At 71.7% G+C, this 22,345-nt stretch carries 22 protein-coding genes, 2 tRNA genes and 1 riboswitch; of the genes, 11 read left to right on the top strand and 13 right to left on the bottom strand.

The window, feature by feature from the left end; genetic code table 11:
* The first annotated feature begins 222 nt into the window (after positions 1 to 222).
* From OG289_RS33315 to OG289_RS33305, 3 genes are all read left to right on the top strand, one after another.
* Positions 223 to 732, top strand: a complete 510-nt coding sequence (locus tag OG289_RS33315; protein ID WP_327317746.1) for a GNAT family N-acetyltransferase — start codon at positions 223 to 225, stop codon at positions 730 to 732.
* A 52-nt stretch (positions 733 to 784) separates the two neighbouring features.
* A riboswitch (cobalamin riboswitch) is annotated at positions 785 to 920 on the top strand.
* A 124-nt stretch (positions 921 to 1,044) separates the two neighbouring features.
* A complete protein-coding gene (locus OG289_RS33310) occupies positions 1,045 to 3,420 on the top strand; it encodes a ribonucleoside-diphosphate reductase subunit alpha (protein ID WP_327317745.1) in 2,376 nt (791 codons plus the stop codon).
* The gene (locus OG289_RS33305) at positions 3,420 to 4,433 is read left to right on the top strand and encodes a ribonucleotide-diphosphate reductase subunit beta (RefSeq protein ID WP_327317744.1); all 1,014 of its coding nucleotides are present in this window, start codon (positions 3,420 to 3,422) and stop codon (positions 4,431 to 4,433) included. Before OG289_RS33310 ends, OG289_RS33305 begins: the two co-directional genes overlap by 1 nt.
* Here the strand turns inward: OG289_RS33305 and OG289_RS33300 are convergent.
* Complete coding sequence (locus OG289_RS33300; protein WP_327317743.1) at positions 4,346 to 4,588, bottom strand: hypothetical protein; 243 nt, start codon at positions 4,586 to 4,588, stop codon at positions 4,346 to 4,348. The two genes, OG289_RS33305 and OG289_RS33300, sit on opposite strands and share 88 nt — an antisense overlap.
* 93 nt (positions 4,589 to 4,681) lie before the next feature.
* Between OG289_RS33300 and OG289_RS33295 the strand changes: the two genes are divergently transcribed.
* Entirely contained in the window at positions 4,682 to 5,656 is a 975-nt protein-coding gene (locus tag OG289_RS33295) for a GlxA family transcriptional regulator (RefSeq protein ID WP_327317742.1), read from the top strand.
* Here the strand turns inward: OG289_RS33295 and def are convergent.
* The 8 genes from def to OG289_RS33255 form a co-directional block, all read right to left on the bottom strand.
* Positions 5,632 to 6,282, bottom strand: a complete 651-nt coding sequence (gene def, locus OG289_RS33290) for a peptide deformylase (RefSeq protein WP_327317741.1) — start codon at positions 6,280 to 6,282, stop codon at positions 5,632 to 5,634. The two genes, OG289_RS33295 and def, sit on opposite strands and share 25 nt — an antisense overlap.
* A gap of 150 nt (positions 6,283 to 6,432) precedes the next feature.
* Positions 6,433 to 7,413: a tetratricopeptide repeat protein gene (locus OG289_RS33285; RefSeq protein WP_327317740.1), complete on the bottom strand. Its 981-nt coding sequence runs from the start codon at positions 7,411 to 7,413 to the stop codon at positions 6,433 to 6,435.
* 105 nt (positions 7,414 to 7,518) lie between these two features.
* Positions 7,519 to 8,757, bottom strand: coding sequence for an HD-GYP domain-containing protein (locus OG289_RS33280; protein WP_327317739.1), 1,239 nt, complete (start codon positions 8,755 to 8,757; stop codon positions 7,519 to 7,521).
* A complete protein-coding gene (locus tag OG289_RS33275; protein ID WP_327317738.1) occupies positions 8,754 to 10,067 on the bottom strand; it encodes an HD-GYP domain-containing protein in 1,314 nt (437 codons plus the stop codon). Before OG289_RS33275 ends, OG289_RS33280 begins: the two co-directional genes overlap by 4 nt.
* A gap of 126 nt (positions 10,068 to 10,193) precedes the next feature.
* Positions 10,194 to 10,496, bottom strand: a complete 303-nt coding sequence (gene rsrA / locus OG289_RS33270; protein WP_327317737.1) for a mycothiol system anti-sigma-R factor — start codon at positions 10,494 to 10,496, stop codon at positions 10,194 to 10,196.
* Positions 10,493 to 11,188, bottom strand: a complete 696-nt coding sequence (sigR, locus tag OG289_RS33265) for an RNA polymerase sigma factor SigR (protein WP_327320882.1) — start codon at positions 11,186 to 11,188, stop codon at positions 10,493 to 10,495. Before sigR ends, rsrA begins: the two co-directional genes overlap by 4 nt.
* A gap of 258 nt (positions 11,189 to 11,446) precedes the next feature.
* The gene (locus OG289_RS33260; protein ID WP_442818987.1) at positions 11,447 to 12,121 is read right to left on the bottom strand and encodes an alpha/beta hydrolase family protein; all 675 of its coding nucleotides are present in this window, start codon (positions 12,119 to 12,121) and stop codon (positions 11,447 to 11,449) included.
* A gap of 1 nt (position 12,122) precedes the next feature.
* Positions 12,123 to 12,977 carry an SOS response-associated peptidase gene (locus tag OG289_RS33255; RefSeq protein WP_327317736.1) on the bottom strand — a complete coding sequence of 285 codons (855 nt, stop codon included), beginning with the start codon at positions 12,975 to 12,977 and terminating at the stop codon, positions 12,123 to 12,125.
* Positions 12,978 to 13,090: 113 nt separating this feature from the next.
* Here OG289_RS33255 and OG289_RS33250 point away from each other — a divergent pair, with 113 nt between their 5' ends.
* From OG289_RS33250 to OG289_RS33235, 4 genes are all read left to right on the top strand, one after another.
* On the top strand, positions 13,091 to 13,813 hold the full coding sequence (locus OG289_RS33250; protein WP_327317735.1) for a M50 family metallopeptidase: 723 nt from the start codon (positions 13,091 to 13,093) through the stop codon (positions 13,811 to 13,813).
* A gap of 123 nt (positions 13,814 to 13,936) precedes the next feature.
* Entirely contained in the window at positions 13,937 to 15,286 is a 1,350-nt protein-coding gene (aroA, locus tag OG289_RS33245; RefSeq protein ID WP_327317734.1) for a 3-phosphoshikimate 1-carboxyvinyltransferase, read from the top strand.
* Positions 15,287 to 15,297: 11 nt separating this feature from the next.
* Entirely contained in the window at positions 15,298 to 16,308 is a 1,011-nt protein-coding gene (rsgA, locus tag OG289_RS33240) for a ribosome small subunit-dependent GTPase A (protein WP_327317733.1), read from the top strand.
* Between the two features lie 109 nt (positions 16,309 to 16,417).
* Positions 16,418 to 16,741 (top strand): DMT family transporter, encoded by a 324-nt coding sequence (locus OG289_RS33235; protein WP_327317732.1) that lies wholly within the window; start codon positions 16,418 to 16,420, stop codon positions 16,739 to 16,741.
* A gap of 39 nt (positions 16,742 to 16,780) precedes the next feature.
* Here OG289_RS33235 and OG289_RS33230 read toward each other — a convergent pair whose 3' ends face one another.
* A complete protein-coding gene (locus tag OG289_RS33230; protein WP_327317731.1) occupies positions 16,781 to 17,395 on the bottom strand; it encodes a TetR/AcrR family transcriptional regulator in 615 nt (204 codons plus the stop codon).
* Positions 17,396 to 17,533: 138 nt separating this feature from the next.
* Between OG289_RS33230 and hisN the strand changes: the two genes are divergently transcribed.
* The 3 genes from hisN to OG289_RS33215 all read left to right on the top strand — a co-directional run bounded on the left by hisN (position 17,534) and on the right by OG289_RS33215 (position 19,513).
* Positions 17,534 to 18,334: a histidinol-phosphatase gene (hisN, locus tag OG289_RS33225; protein ID WP_327317730.1), complete on the top strand. Its 801-nt coding sequence runs from the start codon at positions 17,534 to 17,536 to the stop codon at positions 18,332 to 18,334.
* A gap of 185 nt (positions 18,335 to 18,519) precedes the next feature.
* Entirely contained in the window at positions 18,520 to 18,912 is a 393-nt protein-coding gene (locus tag OG289_RS33220; protein ID WP_327317729.1) for a CBS domain-containing protein, read from the top strand.
* Between the two features lie 184 nt (positions 18,913 to 19,096).
* On the top strand, positions 19,097 to 19,513 hold the full coding sequence (locus OG289_RS33215; RefSeq protein ID WP_327317728.1) for a Fur family transcriptional regulator: 417 nt from the start codon (positions 19,097 to 19,099) through the stop codon (positions 19,511 to 19,513).
* Between the two features lie 285 nt (positions 19,514 to 19,798).
* On the opposite strand, the gene OG289_RS33205 is transcribed toward OG289_RS33215, so the two are convergent.
* The 3 genes from OG289_RS33205 to OG289_RS33195 form a co-directional block, all read right to left on the bottom strand.
* Positions 19,799 to 19,872 (bottom strand) — tRNA-Met (locus tag OG289_RS33205).
* Positions 19,873 to 20,121: 249 nt separating this feature from the next.
* Positions 20,122 to 22,047 (bottom strand): tetratricopeptide repeat protein, encoded by a 1,926-nt coding sequence (locus OG289_RS33200; protein ID WP_327317727.1) that lies wholly within the window; start codon positions 22,045 to 22,047, stop codon positions 20,122 to 20,124.
* A 205-nt stretch (positions 22,048 to 22,252) separates the two neighbouring features.
* Positions 22,253 to 22,326, bottom strand: a tRNA-Met gene (locus OG289_RS33195).
* Between the last annotated feature and the right edge of the window lie 19 nt (positions 22,327 to 22,345).

Below are 22,345 nucleotides of genomic sequence, written 5' to 3'. Positions count from 1 at the left end.
CGGTTCGCGGACGCGCATGCCGACCCGGTGCGATGTCTTCCTGCGCGGCCCCCCGGGCAGCAGGGCCTGCTGCTGCCGGCAGAACGGCTCACGGATCCCTCCCCGGGGCACCGAGCCCCGGGGAGGTACGGGCAGAGCCGGAACCGCGCGCCCCGCAACTCGGCTGCCCCGTCGGAAGAATCACAAGGACCGACGGCCTGGGCGTCCGGCAGACTCGGGGCCATGGATATCGTGATACGGCCGGTGGGCACCGGAGAGTACGAGGCGCTCGGGGAGATCACCGCACAGGCCTATCTCCAGGACGGGCTGCTCGACTTCGGGGAGAGCGACGCGTACCTGGGCGAGCTGAGGAACGTCGCGAAGCGGGCGGCCGCCGCCGAGGTCCTCGTGGCCGTCGAGGGCGACATCCTCCTCGGCGGAGTCACCTTCGTCCCGGGTCCGGGCAGCCTCATGGCCGACATCGCGGGCCCCGGTGAGGCCGAGATCCGTATGCTCGCGGTCGACCGTGCCACCCGTGGCCGGGGCGCGGGCGAGGCTCTCGTACGGGCGTGCGTCGAGCGGGCGCGGGCCGTGGAAGGCTGCACGACCGTCGTTCTGTCGACCCAGCGCGCCATGCACACGGCCCACCGCATCTACGAACGCCTCGGCTTCGTCCGCACACCCGAGCGGGACTGGAATCCCGTGCCACACCTTGACGACCTCACTCTCCTCACCTACCAGTTGACGCTCTGAAACCGCCTCGACACAACATCTGGGGGTGGCGTGGCAGGCGGGCACAAGATGTATGCTCGTGCTCGCTGTCGCCACAGGGGAATCCGGTGCGAATCCGGAACTGTCCCGCAACGGTGTACTCGCGTGCGTTCCTCTCCATTTGCGTACGCCTGGTCAGTCCGAGGACCTGCCGACAGCGTGCCCGGCCCATCAGGTCCGGGTGCCCTGACGTCCGGGCCTCGTGGAGTGGGCCGGTGGACGCGACGCCCCGTGCGCTCGTGTGCTGCCCCCTGCCCTCCGCCAGGCCCACCGCCGAGCGAGGGAGAGCCCCACGTGACCATCGCGCCAGCCGAACCGGCTTCAGTCACCGAGCTGGAGACCGACGGTCCCGGTACCGCGTTGCTGCGTACCCTGACCGAGCTGACCGCCGACCTGCCCGACGCCGACCCCGGCCGGGTCGCCGCCGCGGCCCTGCGCGGCCGGTCCGCCCGCGCCGACGAGGCGGAGCTGCGCGAGCTGGCCACGGAGGCGGCCGCCGGCCTGATCTCCGAGGACCCCGTCTACTCGAAGCTGGCCGCCCGGCTGCTGACGGTCGGTATCGCCGCGGAGGCCGCCTCCCAGGGCGTCACGTCGTTCACCGCCTCGGTCGCCGTCGGCCACCGTGAGGGCCTGATCGCCGACCGCACCGCCGAGTTCGTGCGCGCCCACGCGGCCCGCCTCGACGCGCTGGTCGACACGGATGCCGACGACCGCTTCGGCTACTTCGGCCTGCGCACCCTGCACAGCCGCTACCTGCTGCGGCACCCGATCACCCGCAAGGTCGTCGAGACGCCCCAGCACTTCCTGCTGCGTGTCGCCTCCGGCCTCGCCGAGGACGACACGGCCCGTTCGGTGGACGAGGTCGCCGCGCTCTACCGGCTGATGAGCCGCCTGGACTACCTCCCGTCCTCCCCCACCCTCTTCAACTCCGGCACCCGGCACCCCCAGATGTCGTCCTGCTACCTCCTCGACTCCCCGCTGGACGAGCTGGACTCCATCTACGACCGCTACCACCAGGTCGCCCGGCTGTCGAAGCACGCCGGCGGCATCGGCCTGTCGTACTCCCGCATCCGCAGCCGCGGTTCCCTGATCCGCGGGACCAACGGGCACTCCAACGGCATCGTCCCGTTCCTCAAGACCCTGGACGCCTCCGTCGCCGCCGTGAACCAGGGCGGCCGGCGCAAGGGCGCGGCCGCGGTCTACCTGGAGACCTGGCACTCCGACATCGAGGAGTTCCTGGAGCTGCGGGACAACACCGGTGAGGACGCCCGCCGTACGCACAACCTGAACCTCGCGCACTGGATCCCGGACGAGTTCATGCGCCGGGTCAACGCCGACGCCCCGTGGTCGCTGTTCTCCCCCTCCGACGTGCCCGAGCTGGTCGACCTGTGGGGCGAGGAGTTCGACGCGGCGTACCGGTCGGCCGAGGCGAAGGGGCTGGCGAAGAAGACCATCCCCGCCCGTGACCTGTACGGCCGCATGATGCGCACCCTCGCGCAGACCGGCAACGGCTGGATGACCTTCAAGGACGCCGCCAACCGCACCGCCAACCAGACGGCCGAGCCGGGTCACGTCGTCCACTCCTCCAACCTGTGCACGGAGATCCTGGAGGTCACGGACGACGGCGAGACGGCGGTCTGCAACCTGGGTTCGGTGAACCTCGGCGCGTTCGTCGTCGGCGACGACATCGACTGGGAGCGGCTGGACCAGACGGTCCGCACCGCCGTCACCTTCCTCGACCGGGTCGTCGACATCAACTTCTACCCGACCGAGCAGGCGGGCCGCTCCAACGCCCGGTGGCGTCCGGTCGGTCTCGGCGCGATGGGCCTCCAGGACGTCTTCTTCAAGCTGCGGCTGCCCTTCGACTCGGCCGAGGCCAAGGCGCTGTCGACCCGTATCGCCGAGCGGATCATGCTGGCCGCGTACGAGGCCTCCGCCGACCTCGCCGAGCGCAGCGGCCCGCTTCCGGCCTGGGAGAAGACCCGTACCGCCCGGGGTGTGCTGCACCCCGACCACTACGGCGTCGAGTTCACCTGGCCGGAGCGCTGGGCGGCGCTGCGCGAGCGGGTCGCGGCGACCGGCATGCGCAACTCGCTGCTGCTCGCGATCGCGCCCACCGCGACCATCGCCTCCATCGCGGGCGTGTACGAGTGCATCGAGCCGCAGGTGTCCAACCTGTTCAAGCGCGAGACGCTGTCCGGCGAGTTCCTCCAGGTCAACTCGTACCTGGTGAACGACCTCAAGGAGCTCGGCGTCTGGGACGCCCGCACCCGCGAGGCGCTGCGCGACGCGAACGGCTCGGTGCAGGACTTCGCGTGGATCCCGGAGGAGGTGCGGGCCTTGTACCGCACGGCCTGGGAGATCCCGCAGCGCGGCCTGATCGACATGGCCGCCGCCCGCACTCCGTACCTGGACCAGGCGCAGTCCCTGAACCTGTTCCTGGAGACGCCGACCATCGGCAAGCTCTCCTCGATGTACGCGTACGCCTGGAAGTCGGGCCTGAAGACCACGTACTACCTGCGCTCGCGCCCGGCGACCCGTATCGCCCGCGCCGCGCAGGCCACCGTCCCCGTCAACGAAGCAATGGCGTCAGCCACACAGCAGCCGGCGCCCGAAGAGGCCGTCGCCTGCTCCCTGGAAAACCCCGAGTCCTGCGAGGCCTGCCAGTAATGACCAGCCGTAACACCAACCTGCTCGACCCGGGCTTCGAGCTGACTCTGCGTCCCATGCGCTACCCGGACTTCTACGAGCGCTACCGGGACGCCATCAAGAACACCTGGACCGTGGAGGAGGTCGACCTCCACTCGGACGTCGCCGACCTGGCGAAGCTGTCCGAGGGCGAGCAGCACATGATCGGCCGGCTGGTCGCGTTCTTCGCGACGGGCGACTCGATCGTGGCGAACAACCTCGTGCTGACGCTGTACAAGCACATCAACTCCCCCGAGGCGCGCCTCTATCTGTCGCGGCAGCTGTTCGAGGAGGCCGTGCACGTCCAGTTCTATCTGACGCTGCTGGACACCTATCTCCCCGACCCGGAGGACCGCGCGGCCGCCTTCGACGCGGTGGAGAACATCCCCTCCATCCGCGAGAAGGCCGAGTTCTGCTTCAAGTGGATCAACGAGGTCGAGAAGCTGGACCGCCTGGAGACGAAGGCCGACCGGCGCCGCTTCCTGCTCAACCTGATCTGCTTCGCCGCGTGCATCGAGGGCCTGTTCTTCTACGGCGCCTTCGCGTACGTCTACTGGTTCCGCAGCCGGGGGCTGCTGCACGGCCTGGCCACCGGCACCAACTGGGTGTTCCGTGACGAGACGATGCACATGAGCTTCGCCTTCGAGGTGGTCGACACGGTCCGCAAGGAGGAGCCGGAGCTCTTCGACGACAAGCTCCAGGAGCAGGTCACCGACATGCTCCGGGAGGCCGTCGAGGCCGAGCTGCAGTTCGGACGCGACCTGTGCGGTGACGGCCTGCCGGGCATGAACACCGACTCGATGCGGCAGTACCTCGAGTGCGTCGCCGACCAGCGCCTGTCGCGGCTCGGCTTCGCCCCGGTCTACGGCTCTGAGAACCCGTTCTCCTTCATGGAGCTCCAGGGTGTTCAGGAGCTGACCAACTTCTTCGAGCGCCGTCCGTCGGCGTACCAGGTGGCGGTGGAGGGCACCGTCGACCTGGACGAGGACTTCTGACCCTCCCTCTCCCCGCGGGCCTCCTGGGCCTCCCTGATCTGCCGGTCGGCGCGACGGTCGCGCACGATGCCGAACACGGACGGGAGGACCAGGAGGACGAGGATCCCGAGGACCATGAGCATTCCGATGAGGCCTTCGATCTGGTTTGCGTTCATGGACACCAGTGTTGTGCCGGACGCCCCTGCCCGTGAGTGGCAGGACTGCCGCACATCTTCAAATTACTGCCACTGCCGAGGCATACTGTCGGCATGCTGAAGAACGTGGCCGCGATCCTCCTGGACGGTGTGCACCCCTTCGAACTGGGCGTCGTCTGTGAGGTCTTCGGGATAGACCGCAGCGACGAGGGGCTGCCGGTCTACGACTTCGCCGTCGCCTCGGCGGAGGGGCCGATGCTGAGCACCCACGCGGGCTTCACCGTGGGCACCGAGCACGGGCTGGAACGGCTGGAGAGCGCCGACCTGATCGCCGTCCCGGCCGGGGAGACGTACGGCAGGCGGGACTTCCCGCCGGAGCTGCTCGACGCGCTGCGCCGGGCGGTGGACCGGGGCACGCGCGTGCTCAGCGTCTGCTCCGGGGCGTTCGTGCTGGCCGCGGCGGGGCTGCTGGACGGGCGGCGCTGCGCGGTGCACTGGCGGCACGCCGAGCAGCTGGCCCGGCTGTATCCGCGCACCACGGTCGAGCCGGACGTGCTCTACGTCGACGAGGGCCCGGTGATCACCTCGGCCGGAACGGCCGCGGGCATCGACGCCTGTCTGCACATCGTCCGCAAGGAGCAGGGCCCGGAGGTCGCCAACCGGATCGCACGCCGGATGGTGGTGCCGCCGCACCGGGACGGCGGCCAGGCCCAGTACATCGAGCGGCCGCTGCCCCGGTCGCGGTGCGACACCGTCGGCGAGGTGCTCGCCTGGATGGAGCAGCACCTCGACCAGGAGGTCACGGTCGAGCAGCTCGCCGAACGCGCCCACATGTCCCCGCGCACCTTCGCCCGCCGCTTCCAGCAGGAGACGGGCACCACCCCCTACCGCTGGCTGCTGCGCCAACGGGTGCTGCTGGCACAGCAGTTGCTGGAGGTGACGGACGAGACGATGGACGCGATCGCCTGGCGGGCCGGCTTCGGCACGGCGGGCGCCCTGCGCCACCAGTTCGTGCAGGCGCTGGGGACGACCCCCAACGCCTACCGGCGCACGTTCCGCGGCCCTCAGTCGTTGGCGACCACGGGGTAGCGGGGCTCGTTCTCGGCCATCTGCCGCAGGGCGTCCTTGCGTTCGCGCTTGGACAGCCGGTCGATGTAGAGGTAGCCGTACAGGTGGTCCGTCTCGTGCTGCAAGCACCGGGCGAAGTACCCGGTGCCGCGCACCTTGATCGGGTTGCCCTGCTCGTCCTGCCCGGTCACCTCGGCGTAGTCGGGGCGGGCGAGCGGCGCGTAGGCGGTGGGCACCGACAGGCAGCCCTCGTTGCTGTCGTCCAGCCGGCGCCTGTCCGCGGGGAGTTCGACGAGCTTGGGGTTGCAGACGACACCGGTGTGCCGGGCGCCCTCGTCGTCGGGGCAGTCGTAGACGAAGACCTTCAGGTCGACGCCGATCTGGTTGGCGGCCAGGCCCACGCCCTCGGCGGTGTGCTGCGAGGCGAACATGTCCGCGACCAGCCGGCGCAGTTCCTCGCCGAACTCGGTGACGTCCTTGCACTCCTTGTGCAGCACCGGGTTCCCGACGACGGTGATCGGCCGCGAGGTGCCGGCCTCACGCCAGGCCAGCTCGCGCTCCTCCGTCTCCTCGGTGTCGATGACGAAGCCCTCGTCGTCCACGGGGAGCACGCCCGCGTGCTGCTGATCGGTGTCCTGCTGCGCCATGACCGACGATGCCTTCCTCAGTGAAACAGGGGGTGAAGTTGCTGATACAGGGTACGGGGGATCGCGTCCCTCAAGGGGCGGGGCTGCATCTGACGTGCGGCTCCGCCGCGTGGACGCGACCAGCCACAACGGACCCGCACCGGAAAGACGTCAGCACACCTCTTCGAGATCCCGCCAGTCCCTGGAGTCGGGGCTGTCGGCGACCCACCCGTCCAGCAACCCCCTCACGAGGGAAGCCGGGGCGGCCACGCCACACTCCCGCTCCGGCATCCACAGCTGCCCGTCGGTGCGGTGACCGAGGGGGCCCGGGTGGCCCGGCTCGCTGTGGTCGTGCGGGTCGAGGTGCTCGCCGTCACCCTCGTCGGACGGCATCCGGGACTCCGAGCACATCCGGCACAGCAGCCGCACCGAGGAGGACCAGTCCTCCGCCGCGAAGCCGGCATCGGCCGCCAGCTGCTCCAGCGCGTCCCGGTCGGCCTCGCTGGCCGCCTCCAGGAGGACCACCCAGGTCGGCACGGGCGACGGCGCCCACAGCTCGATCTCGTCGAAGACCGGGTAGGAGTGACCGGCGGACGTGGTCCGCTCCCCGTGGGGCACCCCGTCGTGCAGCACGACCTCGCCCCAGCGCCGCCCCGAGGAGGGCAGCGGGATCGACAGCACCTCCATGCGGGCGGGGTCCAGCCGCCGCCCCCACACCACCTCGGCCTCGCCCTCGGGCGACAGCCGGACGGCCGCACTGCCCAGCTCCATGCCGACGGGCTCGCCGGCGCCCGTGGCGTGCCCGGGCACGTGCAGCCCGTACGCCTGCCAGGCGCGGCGGGCCAGGGGCCAGTCCTGGAGGGCGGTGGCGGCGATGCCGACGTTCCACCAGTCGGGCGCCCCGGCCTCGCGGTCGAGCAGGGCGACGGCGCGCAGACCGGCGGTGCGGGCCTGCTCCCAGTCGTGCCGGAACTTGTGCAGCAGGGCGAGGTTGAACCAGGACTCGGACAGCCAGGGTTCCAGGTCGGCGGCACGTGTCAGCAGCGCGCCCGCGTCCTCGTACCGCCCGTCGCCGATGAGCGTGAACGCGCGGTCTGTGGCCTGCCGCCAGGAGGCGGAGGGCCGGTGCCGTCCCTTGCCGAAGATCCTCACGATTCCCGCCTGCCAGTTCCGTTCTGTGGGCTGGCCAGTGCCCCCGGACACTCTCTCCCTCGCATCCAACCACGTGTGGCCGGAGGGCCGCTCATTACCCATGGGTTACCCACCCGCGGGCAGGGTCAGACAACTCCTCGACAGCACCCTGGCCAGCGCCTCCACCACCTCGGGCGCGTACTCCCCGCCGGTGCCCAGGCGCAGCTCCTCCAGGGCCGTGAGGGGCCCGCCGGGACCGCTACCCTGCACCTTCTCCTCGTACGCGTTGACCACCCGGACTATGCGGGCGGCCACCGGTTGCTCCGGGTAGGGGTCGGCCTGCCGCTCGACGACCGTCGCGACCTGGGCGCCCGCCCCGGTCTGCCGGACGACGGCCCCGCCGAGCAGCGCGATCCGCCGCTGCTCCGCCACCGGCAGGCCCGCCGTGGCCCCGGCCGGGACCGGATCGACGAGGCTGAGCTGGCCGATGTCGTGCATGAGGGCCGCGTACTCCAGGACGGCGCGCTCGGCCTCCGGCAGCCCGAGATCCCGGCCCACGGCCTGGCTGAGGGCGGCGACCCGGCGGGCGTGCCCGGCCGGGGTGTACCCGGCGATCTCGGTGGCGCGGGCCAGGGAGGCGATGGTCTGGCGGTAGGTGGCCCGGACGGCCGCGTACCGGCGCAGGGACAGCTGGGTGAGCAGCAGCGGCACCGAGAACACCGGCAGCGCCCACAGCCCGACGACGGCCACCGCGAGCGCCATCACGGCGCCCGTGGCGCACACCGCCGACCCGATCCCGGGCACGGCCCGCAGCTCGTCCCTCAGCAGCGGGGCGAACGGCCAGCCGGTTCGGGAGTGGGCGAGCACGGCGGCGACCACGGCGTCGCACAGGACGGTCAGGACGAGCAGCGCGAGCAGCAGCAGCGCGTAGGCGGGGCCGCTCCAGCCGTCGAAGACCCCGCGGTTGTAGAGGGGCTGGAAGCAGACGGCGGCGAACCCGACGGCCAGGACCCGCCGGACCAGGTGGTCGAGAACGGGCCCCTGCCCGCGGGCCAGGTGCGGCACGCTGCCCAGCAGGGAGGCGGCGACGACCACCGACACGACCTGCGCGACCCCGTGGTGCGTGGGGTGCCCGGCGTGCTCTCCGACCAGCGCGTAGGCCAGCGACCCGGCGGCACCCAGCGGCGCGGCCTCGCGCAGCCCGGGCCCGCTCCACCGGATCAGCTCACCGACGGCCACGAGGATCCCGAAGGCGAGCGCGACGGGACGTTCCTGCACGCACCTCGTGAACGTGACCAGGAGGGAGACGGCCACCAGGAGGGCGGCGACGGTGTAGAGGGCGACGAGGGAGCGGCGGAAGGTCATCGGCGTGCCTCGGACCGGTCGTCGGGAGCCTGGGCGGGCGAGGGCACCGCGGGCCGGGTCTCCTCGGCGGTCACGACCGGATGCCAGCCGTCGCGCCCGACGACCCGGGTCAGCGCCGTGACCATCCGGGGGTCGAAGTGGGTGCCCGCGCAACGCCGCAGCTCCTCCAGAGCCACGTCCACGGGCCGGGCCCTGCTGTACGACCTGTTGGACGTCATCGCGTCGAAGGCGTCCGCGACGGCGACCACGCGCGCGGACTCCGGGATCTGACGGCCCACCAGTCCGTACGGGTAGCCACTGCCGTCGATGCGTTCGTGGTGGTGGAGGATCGCCGAGCGGGCCTCGCCGAGGAAGGAGATGCCCCGGGTGATCTCGTGCCCGTACTCGGGGTGCAGCTCGATCACCCGCCGCTCCTCGGGCGTCAGCGGCCCGTCCTTGCGCAACAGCCGGGTGGGGACGCCGAGTTTGCCGACGTCGTGCAGGATCCCGGCGAAGCGGAGCACCTCGATACGGTCCTCGTCCATGCCCAGTTCGCGCCCGATCATCATCGAGGCCTGTCCGACGCGTTCGCTGTGCCCGCGCGTGTAGCCGTCCTTGATGTCGACGGCCTGCACCAGGGCGCGGATCGTCGCCTGGTGGGCGGCGCGCTCCCGGTGGTACTGCGCGAACACCCACCACGACACGGCCATCGGGAACAGCACGAGCAGCGCGGCGACGGGCCCGTACGGGCTGCGCCACAGCACGGCCATCATCAGGCCGGCGAGCCCGTGCACCGCGAGGGGCGCGAGGGAGCGCAGGAACAGCCCCCGGCAGCACCGCCGCAGCGGCAGCCCCTCGGCGAGCGCGAGCATCCCGCTGTCGAGGAGGGCGAGCGCGGCGCAGAACACCAGCACGGCCGCACCCGCCGGCAGCAGCGCGTACGGAAAGTCGGAGCCGACCACGGCGTCCCCTCCGCCGAGCGCCCGGTGCACCCGGGCCGCGGCCCACACGGCGAGCGAGGACTGGGCGGCCCGCCAGACCCGGCGCAGCGCGAAGGGGCGCTGCTCGACGTGCGAGAACAGCGCCCCGGGCAGAGGGACGAGGGCGGCCGCGGGCGGCGCGAGCAGGAAGGCCCCGGCGAGCAGCACGGGGTGGAGGGTGCCGGCGAACCTGCGCCGGGCGATCTGCTCGCCCCCGGCGTACAGGGCGGCCAGCAGGGCGACGGCCCACCACGGCGTCCGTACGTCGGGGAGCGGCGGGACCGTGCAGAGCAGGGCGCCGAGGGCGACACAGGCGACGTATCCGCGCGCCCGCGCCGGAATGCCCTCCATGACGCCTCCCCCAGCCGTGCCTGTCCGGGCTCAGGAGCCTAGGACGGCCGGGGGTGGGTTCGTTGGCGTATCAACCGCGGATTAGCACATTCGGGTGACGCCGACGCGGTGGGGACTCCTGCGCGGTCAGGACTCCTGCGGCGTGGCGGTCACGTCGTGCTCGGGGACGGCCTGGCCGGAGCGGATCAGGTCGAGCCGCCCCAGGACCTTGGAGCGCAGGTCGCTCGGCACGTCGTCATGCCCGCAGCACCGCTTGACCAGCTTCTTCACGGCCTCCTCCAGCCCGTACTTCTCCAGGCAGGGGGAGCACTCCTCGAAGTGGTGCTGGAACTTGTCCCGGTCGACAGGAGGCATCTCGCTGTCGAGATACTCGTACAGGTGGTCGAGGACCTCACTGCAGTCCGTCTCGTGCGGATCTCCGCAGCTCATGAGCCCGAACCTTTCGCTTCGTTCGACTCTCCGGCGCCGGCCGGGACCAGCCCGCGCTCACGGGCGTAGTCCTCGAGCATGCCGCGCAGTTGACGGCGGCCCCGGTGCAGCCGGGACATCACCGTACCGATGGGTGTCCCCATGATGTCCGCGATCTCCTTGTACGCAAAGCCCTCGACGTCCGCGAGGTAGACGGCGATGCGGAACTCTTCGGGGATCGCCTGAAGTGCTTCCTTCACGTCCGAGTCGGGCAGGTGGTCCAGCGCCTGCGACTCGGCGGAGCGCAGACCCGTGGACATGTGCGACTCGGCTCGCGCCAGCTGCCAGTCCTCGATCTCCTCGGCCGCGGAGCGCTGGGGTTCGCGCTGCTTCTTGCGGTACGAGTTGATGAAGGTGTTGGTGAGGATCCGGTACAGCCAGGCCTTGAGATTGGTGCCCTCACGGAACTGGTGGAACGACGCGTACGCCTTCGCGTACGTCTCCTGCACCAGGTCCTCGGCGTCCGCCGGGTTGCGCGTCATGCGCAGCGCGGCCGAGTACATCTGGTCGAGGAACTCGAGCGCGTCCCGCTCGAAGCGCGCACTGCGCTCGGCGGTTGACTCCGTGCCAGTCTCCCCGCTCACGCCCTGGCCCTCGGGCAGCTCCGCCTGGCCGTTGTCGGTCCCTGCGTCGGTACCGGTGACCGGACCCACCTCCTCAAGATCGCGGGCGGAATCGAAACCGATCCCACTCGAATCGGAGGATAGACGACTACCCGTGCCACCCGCCGCTCGAATAGGCGTGGTCTTGGCCGCGTGCAGCACCGTCCAGTCCAGGTCGGCACGGCTGCTGCGGCTCGGGCAGATGGTCGAACCCATGCGGCGGACTTCCTCTCCCACTGACGTCGGTGCCGGTTGTTCAGCACTTCTGTCCGCCTCAACAGCGAGCCGCCCTTCCCCATTCCCCGCCCTCTACTCCAGTGACGCGATCCACTGGACGACTCCCGCGGTGACGACCTCCAGCGCCTGATCCTGCGTGATCCCGGCCCGCTTGGGGACGGCGAACCCGTGATCGCCGTAGGGAACTTCGACGAGCTCGTACCCGCCCTCGGGGAACTCCCCGGGCTTCCCGAAGGTGTCGTTGCCGCCCTGGACGACGAGGGTGGGCACCCCGGCGCCGAGCAGCTCTTGCGCGCGGGACTTCTCCGGCTTCCCCGGCGGGTGGAGCGGGAAGCCGAGCGCGAGCACGGCGTGGGCCCCGAGCTCGGTCGCGGTACGGCAGGCGACCCGCGCGCCCGCCGACCGCCCACCGGAGATCACCGGCAGGCCGGGCCCGGAGACGGCCGGCCAGATCCCGCGCCAGCCGACGTCGAGGGTCTTCGGCGCGGTGGCGACCTTCTTGCCGGCCACCCGCCAGGGCTGCTCGACGAGGGCGACGCTCACCCCGTGCCCGGGCAGCACGGCGGCGAGGGCCTGGAGGTCACGGGCCTCGATGCCACCGCCCGCTCCATGACTGACGGCGAGGACGAGCCGCGGTTTCCTGGCGCGGCGCCAGGTGATGCGGGCGGTACCCGCGTCGGTCTCGATTGTCTCGACTGTCTCGCCGGCCACGGTCGCCTCGCTCGTCCTGCCCGTCACGTTCGTCACATCAGAAGAGTGTGCCCTCCTCGGGCCCCTCCAGCTCCTTCAACAGCTCCGGGCCGTTGTTGCGGACGTTGCTGACGGCCGTGGACACCGGGTAGGCGCGCATCAGTCCGGCCGGCGGGGGTTCGAGGAGCGATCGCAGGTCCTCGACATCGGTCCGCGCCGGGTCCAGCCAGGCGTCCCACCGGTCCGGGGTGAGCATCAGCGGCATCCGGGGGTGGATGTCGGCGAGGGCGCGCGGCCCGTCGGCGGGGGCCACGGCGAGCGGCGAGGTCTCCGCCTCGGTCGTGATCACCGAGCACGTCACCCACCAGGCCTGCGGATGGTCGTCGGGCAGGGTGCCGTCCCGCCAGAACTCGTACAGCCCGGCCATCGCGAAGACCGAACCGTCGGCCGGGAGCACGAAGTAGGGCTGCTTGCGCGCCCGCTTCTTCCTCCCCTCGACCTCCAGCTGCCGCTCGTCCTTGGCCGTGACCCACTCGTAGTAGCCGTCGGCGGGCAGGATGCAGCGCCGGGCGGCGAAGGCACGGCGGAACGAGGGCTTCTCGTGGACGGTCTCGGCGCGCGCGTTGATCATCCGGGCGCCGCCCTCGGGCGTCTTCGACCAGGAGGGCACGAGCCCCCACCTCAGCTTGCGCAGCTGCCGAACCGGACGCTTCTCGTCGGCGTCTTTCAACGGACGGTCCAGGACGGCGTAGACCTCCTTGGTCGGCGCCACGTTGTAGTCGGGCTCCAAGGTCTCCTCGGGCTCCCTCCCCCAAGTTCCCGACCCCGCTCGATACGGGGGGACCCCCATCTCGATTTCAAAGACTCCTGCGAGATCCTCGGGCCTGCGACTCGCTGCATACCGTCCGCACATACGTGCCACACTGCCAGGCCCACCCGTCACCCGGCCACCACCCCCAACGACGGCGCTGCGCGCCGACCCCTACTGATCACGACGACAGGGAGCCACCGCACACCATGGCCAGCATGGACAGCACCGCCGCCATCGCGCTGCCCGACCTGTGGGACCGTCTCGTCGGCACCCAGCCCGACCCCGACCTGTGGGTGGTGATCGCCACCGCGGTCGCGGCCCTCGCCGTCGTCGTGCCGCACAGCCTCTGGCGCCTCTCCCGCAACGCCATCACCATCGCCCACGAGGGCGGCCACGGCCTGGTGGCGCTGCTGACCGGCCGCCAGCTGAACGGGATACGCCTGCACTCCGACACCAGCGGCCTGACCGTCAGCCGCGGCAAGCCGCACGGCCTCGGCATGATCCTCACCGCGGCCGCCGGCTACACCGCTCCCCCGCTGCTCGGCCTCGGCGGCGCCGCCCTCCTCGGCGCCGGCCGCATCACCCTCCTGCTGTGGCTGGCGACGGCCCTCCTGGTGGCGATGCTGGTGATGATCCGCAACGCCTACGGCGCCCTGACGGTGCTCCTCACCGGCGGCACGTTCCTGCTGGTGTCCTGGCTGGCCGGCCCCCAGGTACAGGCGGCCTTCGCGTACGCGGTGGTGTGGTTCCTGCTGCTCGGCGGGGTCCGCCCGGCCTTCGAACTCCAGATGAAGCGCTCGCGCGGCGGGGCCGGTGACTCGGACGCCGACCAGCTCTCCCGCCTGACCCACGTACCGGCGGGCCTGTGGCTGTTCCTCTTCCACGCGGTGAGCCTGTGCGCGCTGATGGGCGGCGGCAGGTGGCTGCTGGACCTCTGAACGCGCCCCGTCAGGAGCGACCGTTCAGGGGCGCGGGACTGTGACATCGGCGGCTCCGCCGCGGGACGCGACCAGCCACGACGGCGCCGCACCCGAAGGTCGACCGGAGACTAAAGTGGGCGCATGCCCGTGAACCCCGCACACACCGCCCTCTGGCCCGCCCCGCACGCGAGCGAGGCCGTCGACGCGACGGTCCACGTGCCGGGGTCGAAGTCCGTCACCAACCGCGCCCTCGTCCTCGCCGCCCTCGCCTCCGAGCCCGGCTGGCTGCGCCGCCCCCTCCGCTCCCGCGACACCCTGCTGATGGCGGGCGCCCTGCGCGAGATGGGCGTCGGCATCGAGGAGACCGTGTCCTCCAGCTCCTCCGTCGCGGGGGGCGCGGACGGCGCCGGCGAGGCCTGGCGCGTGCTTCCGGCGGGGCTGCGCGGACCGGCCACGGTGGACGTCGGCAACGCCGGCACAGTGATGCGCTTCCTGCCGCCGGTGGCCGCCCTCGCCGACGGCCCCGTCCGCTTCGACGGCGACCCGCGGTCGTACGAGCGCCCCCTGAACGGAGTCATCGACGCGCTGCGCGTCCTCGGCGCGCGGATCGACGACGACGACCGCGGCGCGCTGCCGCTGACCGTGCACGGCTCGGGCGCGCTGGATGGCGGCCCGGTGGAGATCGACGCCTCGTCGTCGTCCCAGTTCGTGTCGGCCCTGCTGCTCTCCGCGCCCCGCTTCAACCAGGGCGTGGAGGTCCGTCACATCGGCTCCTCGCTCCCTTCCATGCCGCACATCCGGATGACCGTGGACATGCTGCGCGCCGTCGGCGCCCAGGTGGACACCCCGGAGTCGGGCGGCGAACCGAACGTCTGGCGGGTCACTCCGGGCGCCCTGCTCGGCCGGGACCTGACGATCGAGCCGGACCTGTCCAACGCCCAGCCGTTCCTGGCGGCGGCGCTGGTGACGGGCGGCCGGGTGCTGATCCCGGACTGGCCGGCCCGCACCACTCAGCCGGGTGACCGGCTGCGCGAGATCTTCACCGAGATGGGCGGTTCCTGCGAGCTGGCCGACTACGGCCTGGTCTTCACCGGCTCGGGCTCGATCCACGGCATCGACGTCGACCTGGGCGACGTCGGCGAGCTGACCCCGGGCATCGCGGCGGTCGCCGCCCTCGCGGACTCCCCGTCGACCCTGCGGGGCGTGTCCCACCTGCGCCTGCACGAGACGGACCGGCTGGCCGCCCTCACCAAGGAGATCAACGAGCTCGGCGGCGACGTCACCGAGACCGCCGACGGGCTGCACATCCGCCCGCGTCCGCTGCACGGCGGGATCTTCCACACCTACGACGACCACCGCATGGCGACGGCCGGTGCGATCATCGGCCTGGCCGTCGCGGGTGTGCAGATCGAGAACGTGGCGACGACGGCGAAGACCCTGCCGGACTTCCCCGACCTGTGGGCCGGGATGCTCGGGGTGTCCGGGGTATAGGGACTTTCGCCATGCGCCGCTACGGCAAGCACACCGACGAGGACGACATCCGCAGCCGCCCGAACCGCAAGGGCAACCGGCCTCGTACGCACATCCGTCCCAAGCACGAGGACGCCGCCGAGGGCATGGTCCTCACCGTCGACCGGGGCCGCCTGACCTGCCTCGTCGACGACCGGATCATCCTGGCGATGAAGGCCCGCGAACTGGGTCGCAAGGCCGCGGTCGTGGGCGACCGGGTCGCCCTGGTCGGCGACCTGTCCGGCAAGAAGGACACCCTCGCCCGCATCGTCCGCATCGCCGAGCGCACCTCGGTGCTCCGCCGCACCGCGGACGACGACGACCCCTACGAGCGCGTGGTCGTCGCCAACGCCGACCAGCTGGCCGTCGTCACCGCCCTGGCCGATCCGGAGCCCCGCCCCCGTCTGATCGACCGCTGCCTGGTGGCGGCCTTCGACGGCGGCCTCACCCCGCTCCTGGTCATGACGAAGTCGGACCTGGCGTCGGCGGACAAGCTGCTGGAGCTGTACGGCCACCTCGACATCCCGTACGTCGTCACCAGCCGCGACGAGCTGGAGAACGGCGACGCGGCGGAGCGGGTGCGCGAGCTGCTGGCCGGACGGATCACGGCGTTCGTCGGGCATTCGGGCGTCGGCAAGACGACCCTCGTCAACGCGCTGGTCCCTCAGGAGCGGCGGCGGGTGACCGGCCATGTGAACGCGGTGACCGGACGTGGCCGCCACACCACGACCTCGGCGCTGGCGCTGCCGCTGGCGGGCACGGACGACTGGGTGATCGACACCCCCGGCGTACGGTCCTTCGGCCTGCACCACGTCGACCCGTCCCGGGTGATCCTCGCCTTCCCCGACCTTGTGCCGGGCACCGAGGGCTGCCCGCGTGCGTGCAGCCACGACGAGCCGGACTGCGCGCTGGACGCCTGGGTGGCCGACGGCCACGCCGACCCGGCCCGGCTGTACTCCCTGCGCCGGCTGCTCTCCACCCGCGAGCGCACGGAAGGCGACTGACAGCCGGCAGACAGCCGAGCTGACCACCGCGTTGTTTGGGTCGACCCGAGTCCGGTAAGTGCATAATCGCACCGAGCCGGACCGGGCCGGACAAACGGAGGGACAGCACATGGCGTGGCTGCTGGTCGTCGTGGCCGGGTTGCTCGAGACCGGTTTCGCCGTGTGCCTCAAGCTGTCCCACGGCTTCAGCAGGCTCTGGCCGACCATCGCCTTCTGCGCCTTCGCCCTCGGAAGCTTCGGCCTGCTGACCCTCTCCCTGAAGAAACTCGACGTGGGCCCGGCCTACGCCGTGTGGACGGGCATCGGCGCGGCGGGCACCGCGATCTACGGCATGGTCTTCCTCGGCGACCTGGTGTCGGTCCTGAAACTCGTCTCGATCAGCTTTGTGATCATCGGGGTGATCGGACTCCAGCTGTCGGGGTCAGCACACTAGGACAGGGCTGACACAGGACAGGCCCTGCCCCTTGAGGACCTACCCCTTGAGCTGCTGGTGCAGGGCCCCCCGCACCAGCTCCGCGACCCCGTCCTCCCCCGGCGGTGGCGCGGACACGCAGGACAGGGCGAGGCGGACGGCGAGTTCGCAGGAGCGGGCCAGGTCGGCGGTGTCGGCCCGGAGGGCGCCGGGACCGGAGAGCACGGCCACGGCCCGGTCGCGGACGGCGCCCACGAGGTCGCCGGGCGAGGGCAGCGGCCCGTCCGCCCGCCGCTGTGCCGGCACGACGGAGGAGGACGGCACCGCGGAGAGCGTCGGCGAAGGCAGGCGCTCGCCCCAGAAGCCAGTGAGGACGGCCCGTACGAGGGCGTTGTCGCGGGCGGCGGCGGTGGTCCACTCGGCGGTCGCGGTCAGCCGGTCCCGGGCGTCGCCGTGCGCGGCCAGCGCCCGCTCGACCCCGGCGAGGTACCCGTCGGCCTCTCGTCTGACGAGCGCTCTGGCCAGGCCTTCCTTGCTCCCGAACTCGTTGTACAGCGTCTGCCGGGACACCCCGGCCGCTGCGGCGACGTCCACCATCCGCACCGCGGCCCACGGCCGTAGCGCAAGCGCCTCGAAGGCGGCGTCCAGTAGGGATTCCCGCGCTGCAGGCATCATCGCCTCCCTGGGGCCGAGCGGCCTGGTGCCCAGGTTTGACGCGCGGGGGGGCACTGTCAAGGGTTCGCGGGCGCATGGAGCCGTCCGCACTCCGGCCGGGTGTGGCCCCGTCCTCCCTCGCCGGATACGGTTCGTCCCATGCCGGACTACCTCGACGACCTCCGTCTCGCGCACGTCCTCGCGGACGCCGCCGACGCCGCGACCATGGACCGTTTCAAGGCCCTCGACCTCAAGGTCGAGACCAAACCGGACATGACCCCGGTGAGCGAGGCCGACAAGGCCGCCGAGGAACTCATCCGCAGCCAGCTCCAGCGGGCCCGTCCGCGTGACGCGATCCTCGGCGAGGAGTACGGCATCGAGGGCACCGGCCCCCGCCGCTGGGTCATCGACCCGATCGACGGCACGAAGAACTACGTACGGGGCGTGCCCGTCTGGGCCACGCTGATCTCGCTGATGGAGGCGGGCGAGGACGGCTTCCAGCCCGTCGTCGGTGTCGTCTCCGCGCCCGCGCTGGGCCGGCGCTGGTGGGCCGCGAAGGCGTACGGTGCCTTCAGCGGCCGCAGCCTGTCCACCGCGAGCCGGCTGCACGTCTCCCGTGTGTCGAAACTGTCGGACGCCTCCTTCGCGTACTCCTCGCTTCAGGGCTGGGAGGAGCGCGGGCACCTGAACGGCTTCCTCGACCTGACCCGCGAGGTGTGGCGCACACGCGCGTACGGCGACTTCTGGCCGTACATGATGGTCGCCGAGGGCTCGGTCGACCTGTGCGCCGAACCCGAGCTCTCCCTCTGGGACATGGCGGCCACGGCGATCGTCGTGACGGAGGCAGGCGGCACCTTCACGGGCCTGGACGGCCGCCCGGGCCCGCACAGCGGCAACGCGGCCGCCTCGAACGGACTGCTTCACGACGAGCTGCTGGGCTATCTCAACGAGCGCGGCTGAACATCACGCCGCAGAACCACAGATGAGCGCGTGCGCCCTCAATTGGACGCGCGCGCCCTCTTGTTGACCCGTGCTTTACCTGCGACTCTGAGCACACCCTCATTTGTGAACTTGTGCAGTCCCCGGTAGGCGCCTCCGGCGCCGGGCTGAACTCGCCGGGGATTCATTGGAGGTGACTCCGAACCATGCTCGTCCGCGACGCCATGAGCACGGTGGTTCTCACCATCGGCCCCGCACACACCCTCCGTCAGGCCGCCGCCCTGATGTCGGCACGCCGCGTCGGCGCGGCCATCGTCCTGGACCCGGACGCCGGCGGCATCGGCATCCTCACCGAACGGGACATCCTCAACTCCGTCGGCCTGGGCGAGGACCCGGACACCGAACGCACCCATGCCCACACCACCAACGACGTCGTCTTCGCCGCCCCGACCTGGACCCTGGAGGAGGCGGCCCGGGCCATGGCCCACGGCGGCTTCCGCCATCTGATCGTCCTGGACCGCGACGAGCCGGCCGGCATCGTCTCGGTCCGCGACATCATCCGCTGCTGGACACCGGCACGGCAGCAGGTACCGGCCTGAGCACACGAACGGGCCGGGCCCCCTCACGGGGACCCCGGCCCGCCCGCTCCGCCGGCGAGCAGGAACGGCGGTTCACCCTCGATCCAGCCACACCCGATCCCACATTGGACTCAGTCCAATTCAAGGACGGCTCTAAAGTCACACGCGTTCGGGACCTGGTCCGGCCGGCTGTTAGGCTGGATTCATGAGTGACCTTCTGGAACGGCTGCGCGGGCGCGGATGGCGTATGACCGCACAGCGGCGCGTCGTGGCCGAGGTGCTCGACGGCGAACATGTCCACCTGACCGCCGACGAGGTGCACTCCAGGGCCGTCGTCCGGCTTCCCGAGATCTCCCGGGCGACCGTCTACAACACGCTCGGCGAGCTGGTCTCCCTCGGCGAGGTGCTCGAGGTCGCCACCGACAAACGAGCCAAGCGCTACGACCCGAACGCGCACCGCCCGCACCACCACCTGGTGTGCGCCCAGTGCGGCGCGATCAAGGACGTCCACCCGAGCGGCAACCCGCTGGCCGACCTCCCGGACTCGGAGCGCTTCGGTTTCGCGGTCTCGGACGTCGAGGTGACGTACCGCGGGATCTGCCCGGCCTGCGCGGCTGCGTAACTCCCGCTCGCTCAACTCCCGGTCCCCCGAACACGGGGTTGGATCATCGCCGAACACCGCCCGTCCTTCCCCCGTCCGCGCGCGGGAGGCATCCGCGCGACCGCCGAGTTCACGGCCCTGAGGGGCGAGCTGTGGGACCTGCCGCGGCGGGAGGGGGTGCCGGCATGAGCACCCGATCCACACGAAGACTCCGCCGACGTCCTCACCGCCCTGCAGAAGGAAGCGGTGGACCACGAACACGACTGAGGGCCGGAACCCTTTCGGATTCCGGCCCTCGGCCTTCAGTAGCGGGGACAGGATTTGAACCTGCGACCTCTGGGTTATGAGCCCAGCGAGCTACCGAGCTGCTCCACCCCGCGCCGTTGAATGCAACGTTACGTGAAGGCGGACGACAAAGGCAAATCAATAAGCCGGAGGCCTACCTGCACCTGTCTTTCGCAGGTCACGACTCTCGACCCGTCCGGCGTTTGAGGACGAGACCTTTCACGGCCGACAGCGGGAGTCTGGGGGCGGCAGCCCCAGAGGACGGGACTGCGGCACCGGCTCCCACCCACCCCGCTCGGCACAGGGCACCGTCCAAGCACAGGGGCACCGTGCGAGCGACAGCGTCACGCAGACAGTTCTTCCCGCAGCGCGTCCCGCAACCGAGCCGCCCGCTCAGCCACCTCCCCCGGCCCGAGCGACACCGCCCGGTCGGCCCACCGCTGCCCCTCCGCCAGCTCCCCGCGACGCGCGTAGACCAGGGCCAGCCGCAACGCCGCCCGCCCATGCCCGGCGTCAGCCGCCCGCGTCCACCACACGGCAGCCTCGGGCTCACTCCCCTCCCGCGCGAGCAGCAGCCCGAGATTGAAGGCACCGTTGCGCGATCCGGCCTCCGCGGCCGTCCGGTACCACCGCGCCGCCTCCACCACGTCACCCCGCGCGGCGGCCAGCATCCCGACCCGGACCTGTGCCCGCCGATGCCCCTGCGTCGCGGCCCGCTCGTACCACTCCTCGCACTCGGTCTTCTCGTGCACGATCTCCCCCAGCTCGTGCGCGGGCTGCGGCGGCCGCCGCGCGTCGAGCACGGCCGCCAGCCGGTACGCGGCCTCCGCGCTGCCCCCGCCGGCGGCACACCGCAGATGCCGTTCGGCCTCCTGCTCGTCCCCGTCCCGCAGTCGCGCGATGCCGACCTGGAGCGCCGCCTCGGTGTGCCCGGCGGCCGCCGCCCGCTCGTACCAGCGCAGCGCGACGCTCTCCTCGCCACGCCCCGCAAAGAGGATCCCGAGGTTGAAGGCGGCGTCGACGCTGCCCGCCTCCGCGGCCTTGGAGAACCACGGCTCGGCCCCGGCCGTGTCGCCGCCCTGGAGCAGGAGGATGGCGAGCGCGTTGGCCGCCTCCCGGTGCCCGGCGTAGGCGGCACGCCGGTACCACTGCTCCGCCTGCGCGGTGCGGCCCTGCTCGGCGCAGAGCAGGGCGAGGTTGTAGGCGCCGTTGTCGTCCCCTGCGTCCATCGCGGCCCGGTACCACCGCTCGGCGGTCTGCGTCTGGCCGCGCTCGGCGTGCAGCGCGCCCAGGGCGTTCGCCGCGTTGCCGTCGCCGTCCTGCGCGGCCCGCAGCCACCAGATGGCGGCGCTCTCGGTGTCACCGGCGTCGCGCAGCAGGAATCCGAGCGCGCAGGCGGCCCGTGCCTCGCCGTCCTTGGCGGACGTCAGGTACCAGCGCCCGGCCTCCTTCAGCTCGCCCCGCTTCTCCAGGATCGTGCCGAGGTGCAGCGCGGCCCGCCGGTGCCCGCGCGCGGCGGCTTGGCGGTACCACTGCTCGGCCTCCGCCCGCACGGTGACACCGTTGTCCTGGCCGCGCCCGTCCGCTCCGCCGTCCGTGAGGGGACTCCTGGCCTCCTTGCGCTCCGCGCCCTGCGTGTTCTCCTTGCGCTCCTGGTACTCCTTGTGTTCCTCGTGCTCCTTGTGATCAAGAGCGCGGGCCAGCCGGTACGCGGCTTCCCGGTGGCCGCGCTCGGCGGCGGCCCGCATCCACTGCTCGGCCCCGGGGTCCCCGCGGTGCTCCAGCAGGTCGGCGAGGGCGTACGCGCCCAGCGCGTGCCCCTGTTCGGCAGACTGGCGCAGCCAGTACTCGGCGGCCGGCTCGTCCCCGCACTCCCGGCGGTGGCGGCCCAGCGCATGCGCGGCCGCGGCGGAGCCGGCGACGGCGGCGACCCTCCACCAGCCGGCGGCCTCGTCGGGGTAGCCGCGCTGATGGAGGAGGACACCCAGGTTGTTGGCGGCAGCCCGGTCGCCCTCCGCGGTGGCGGTACGCAGATGGGGCTCGGCTCCGTCGAGGTCGCCACGGCGCAGCAGCATGGCCCCGAGGACACTCATGGCCTCGGCGTCGCCGGCTTCCGCCGCGAGCCGCAGGCGCATCTCCTCGACGGCCTCCCCCGTCTCGACGGCGTCCGCCGTCTCGTCCCGGCTCTCGACCGGGGTCGCTTCCTCACCGGAAGGCTGCACAAATCGCCCTGTCTCGAACAGAGTTGCCTTGTCCCCCATAACGTCCATCGTCGCACCACCCGCAACCCGGGTACACCTGGTATACCGCGGCCCGTAAGGTCACTTCAGCGTTTTGTCGACATGCCCACAGAGAGACAAGTCAAACACAGATCTCCCAACTCCCCACAGCGGCACGGCCATCGCTCCCCCGGCACATGCGTTCGCACACCACGAAGGCCCGGATCCGTTTCCGGATCCGGGCCTTCGTTTTCAGTAGCGGGGACAGGATTTGAACCTGCGACCTCTGGGTTATGAGCCCAGCGAGCTACCGAGCTGCTCCACCCCGCGTCGTGTTCCACAACCGTAT

The organism is Streptomyces sp. NBC_01235 (assembly GCF_035989285.1).
GTDB lineage: Bacteria > Actinomycetota > Actinomycetes > Streptomycetales > Streptomycetaceae > Streptomyces.
The sequence above is the reverse complement of the archived record's forward strand: the minus strand, read 5'-3'. Positions and strand labels throughout refer to the sequence as shown.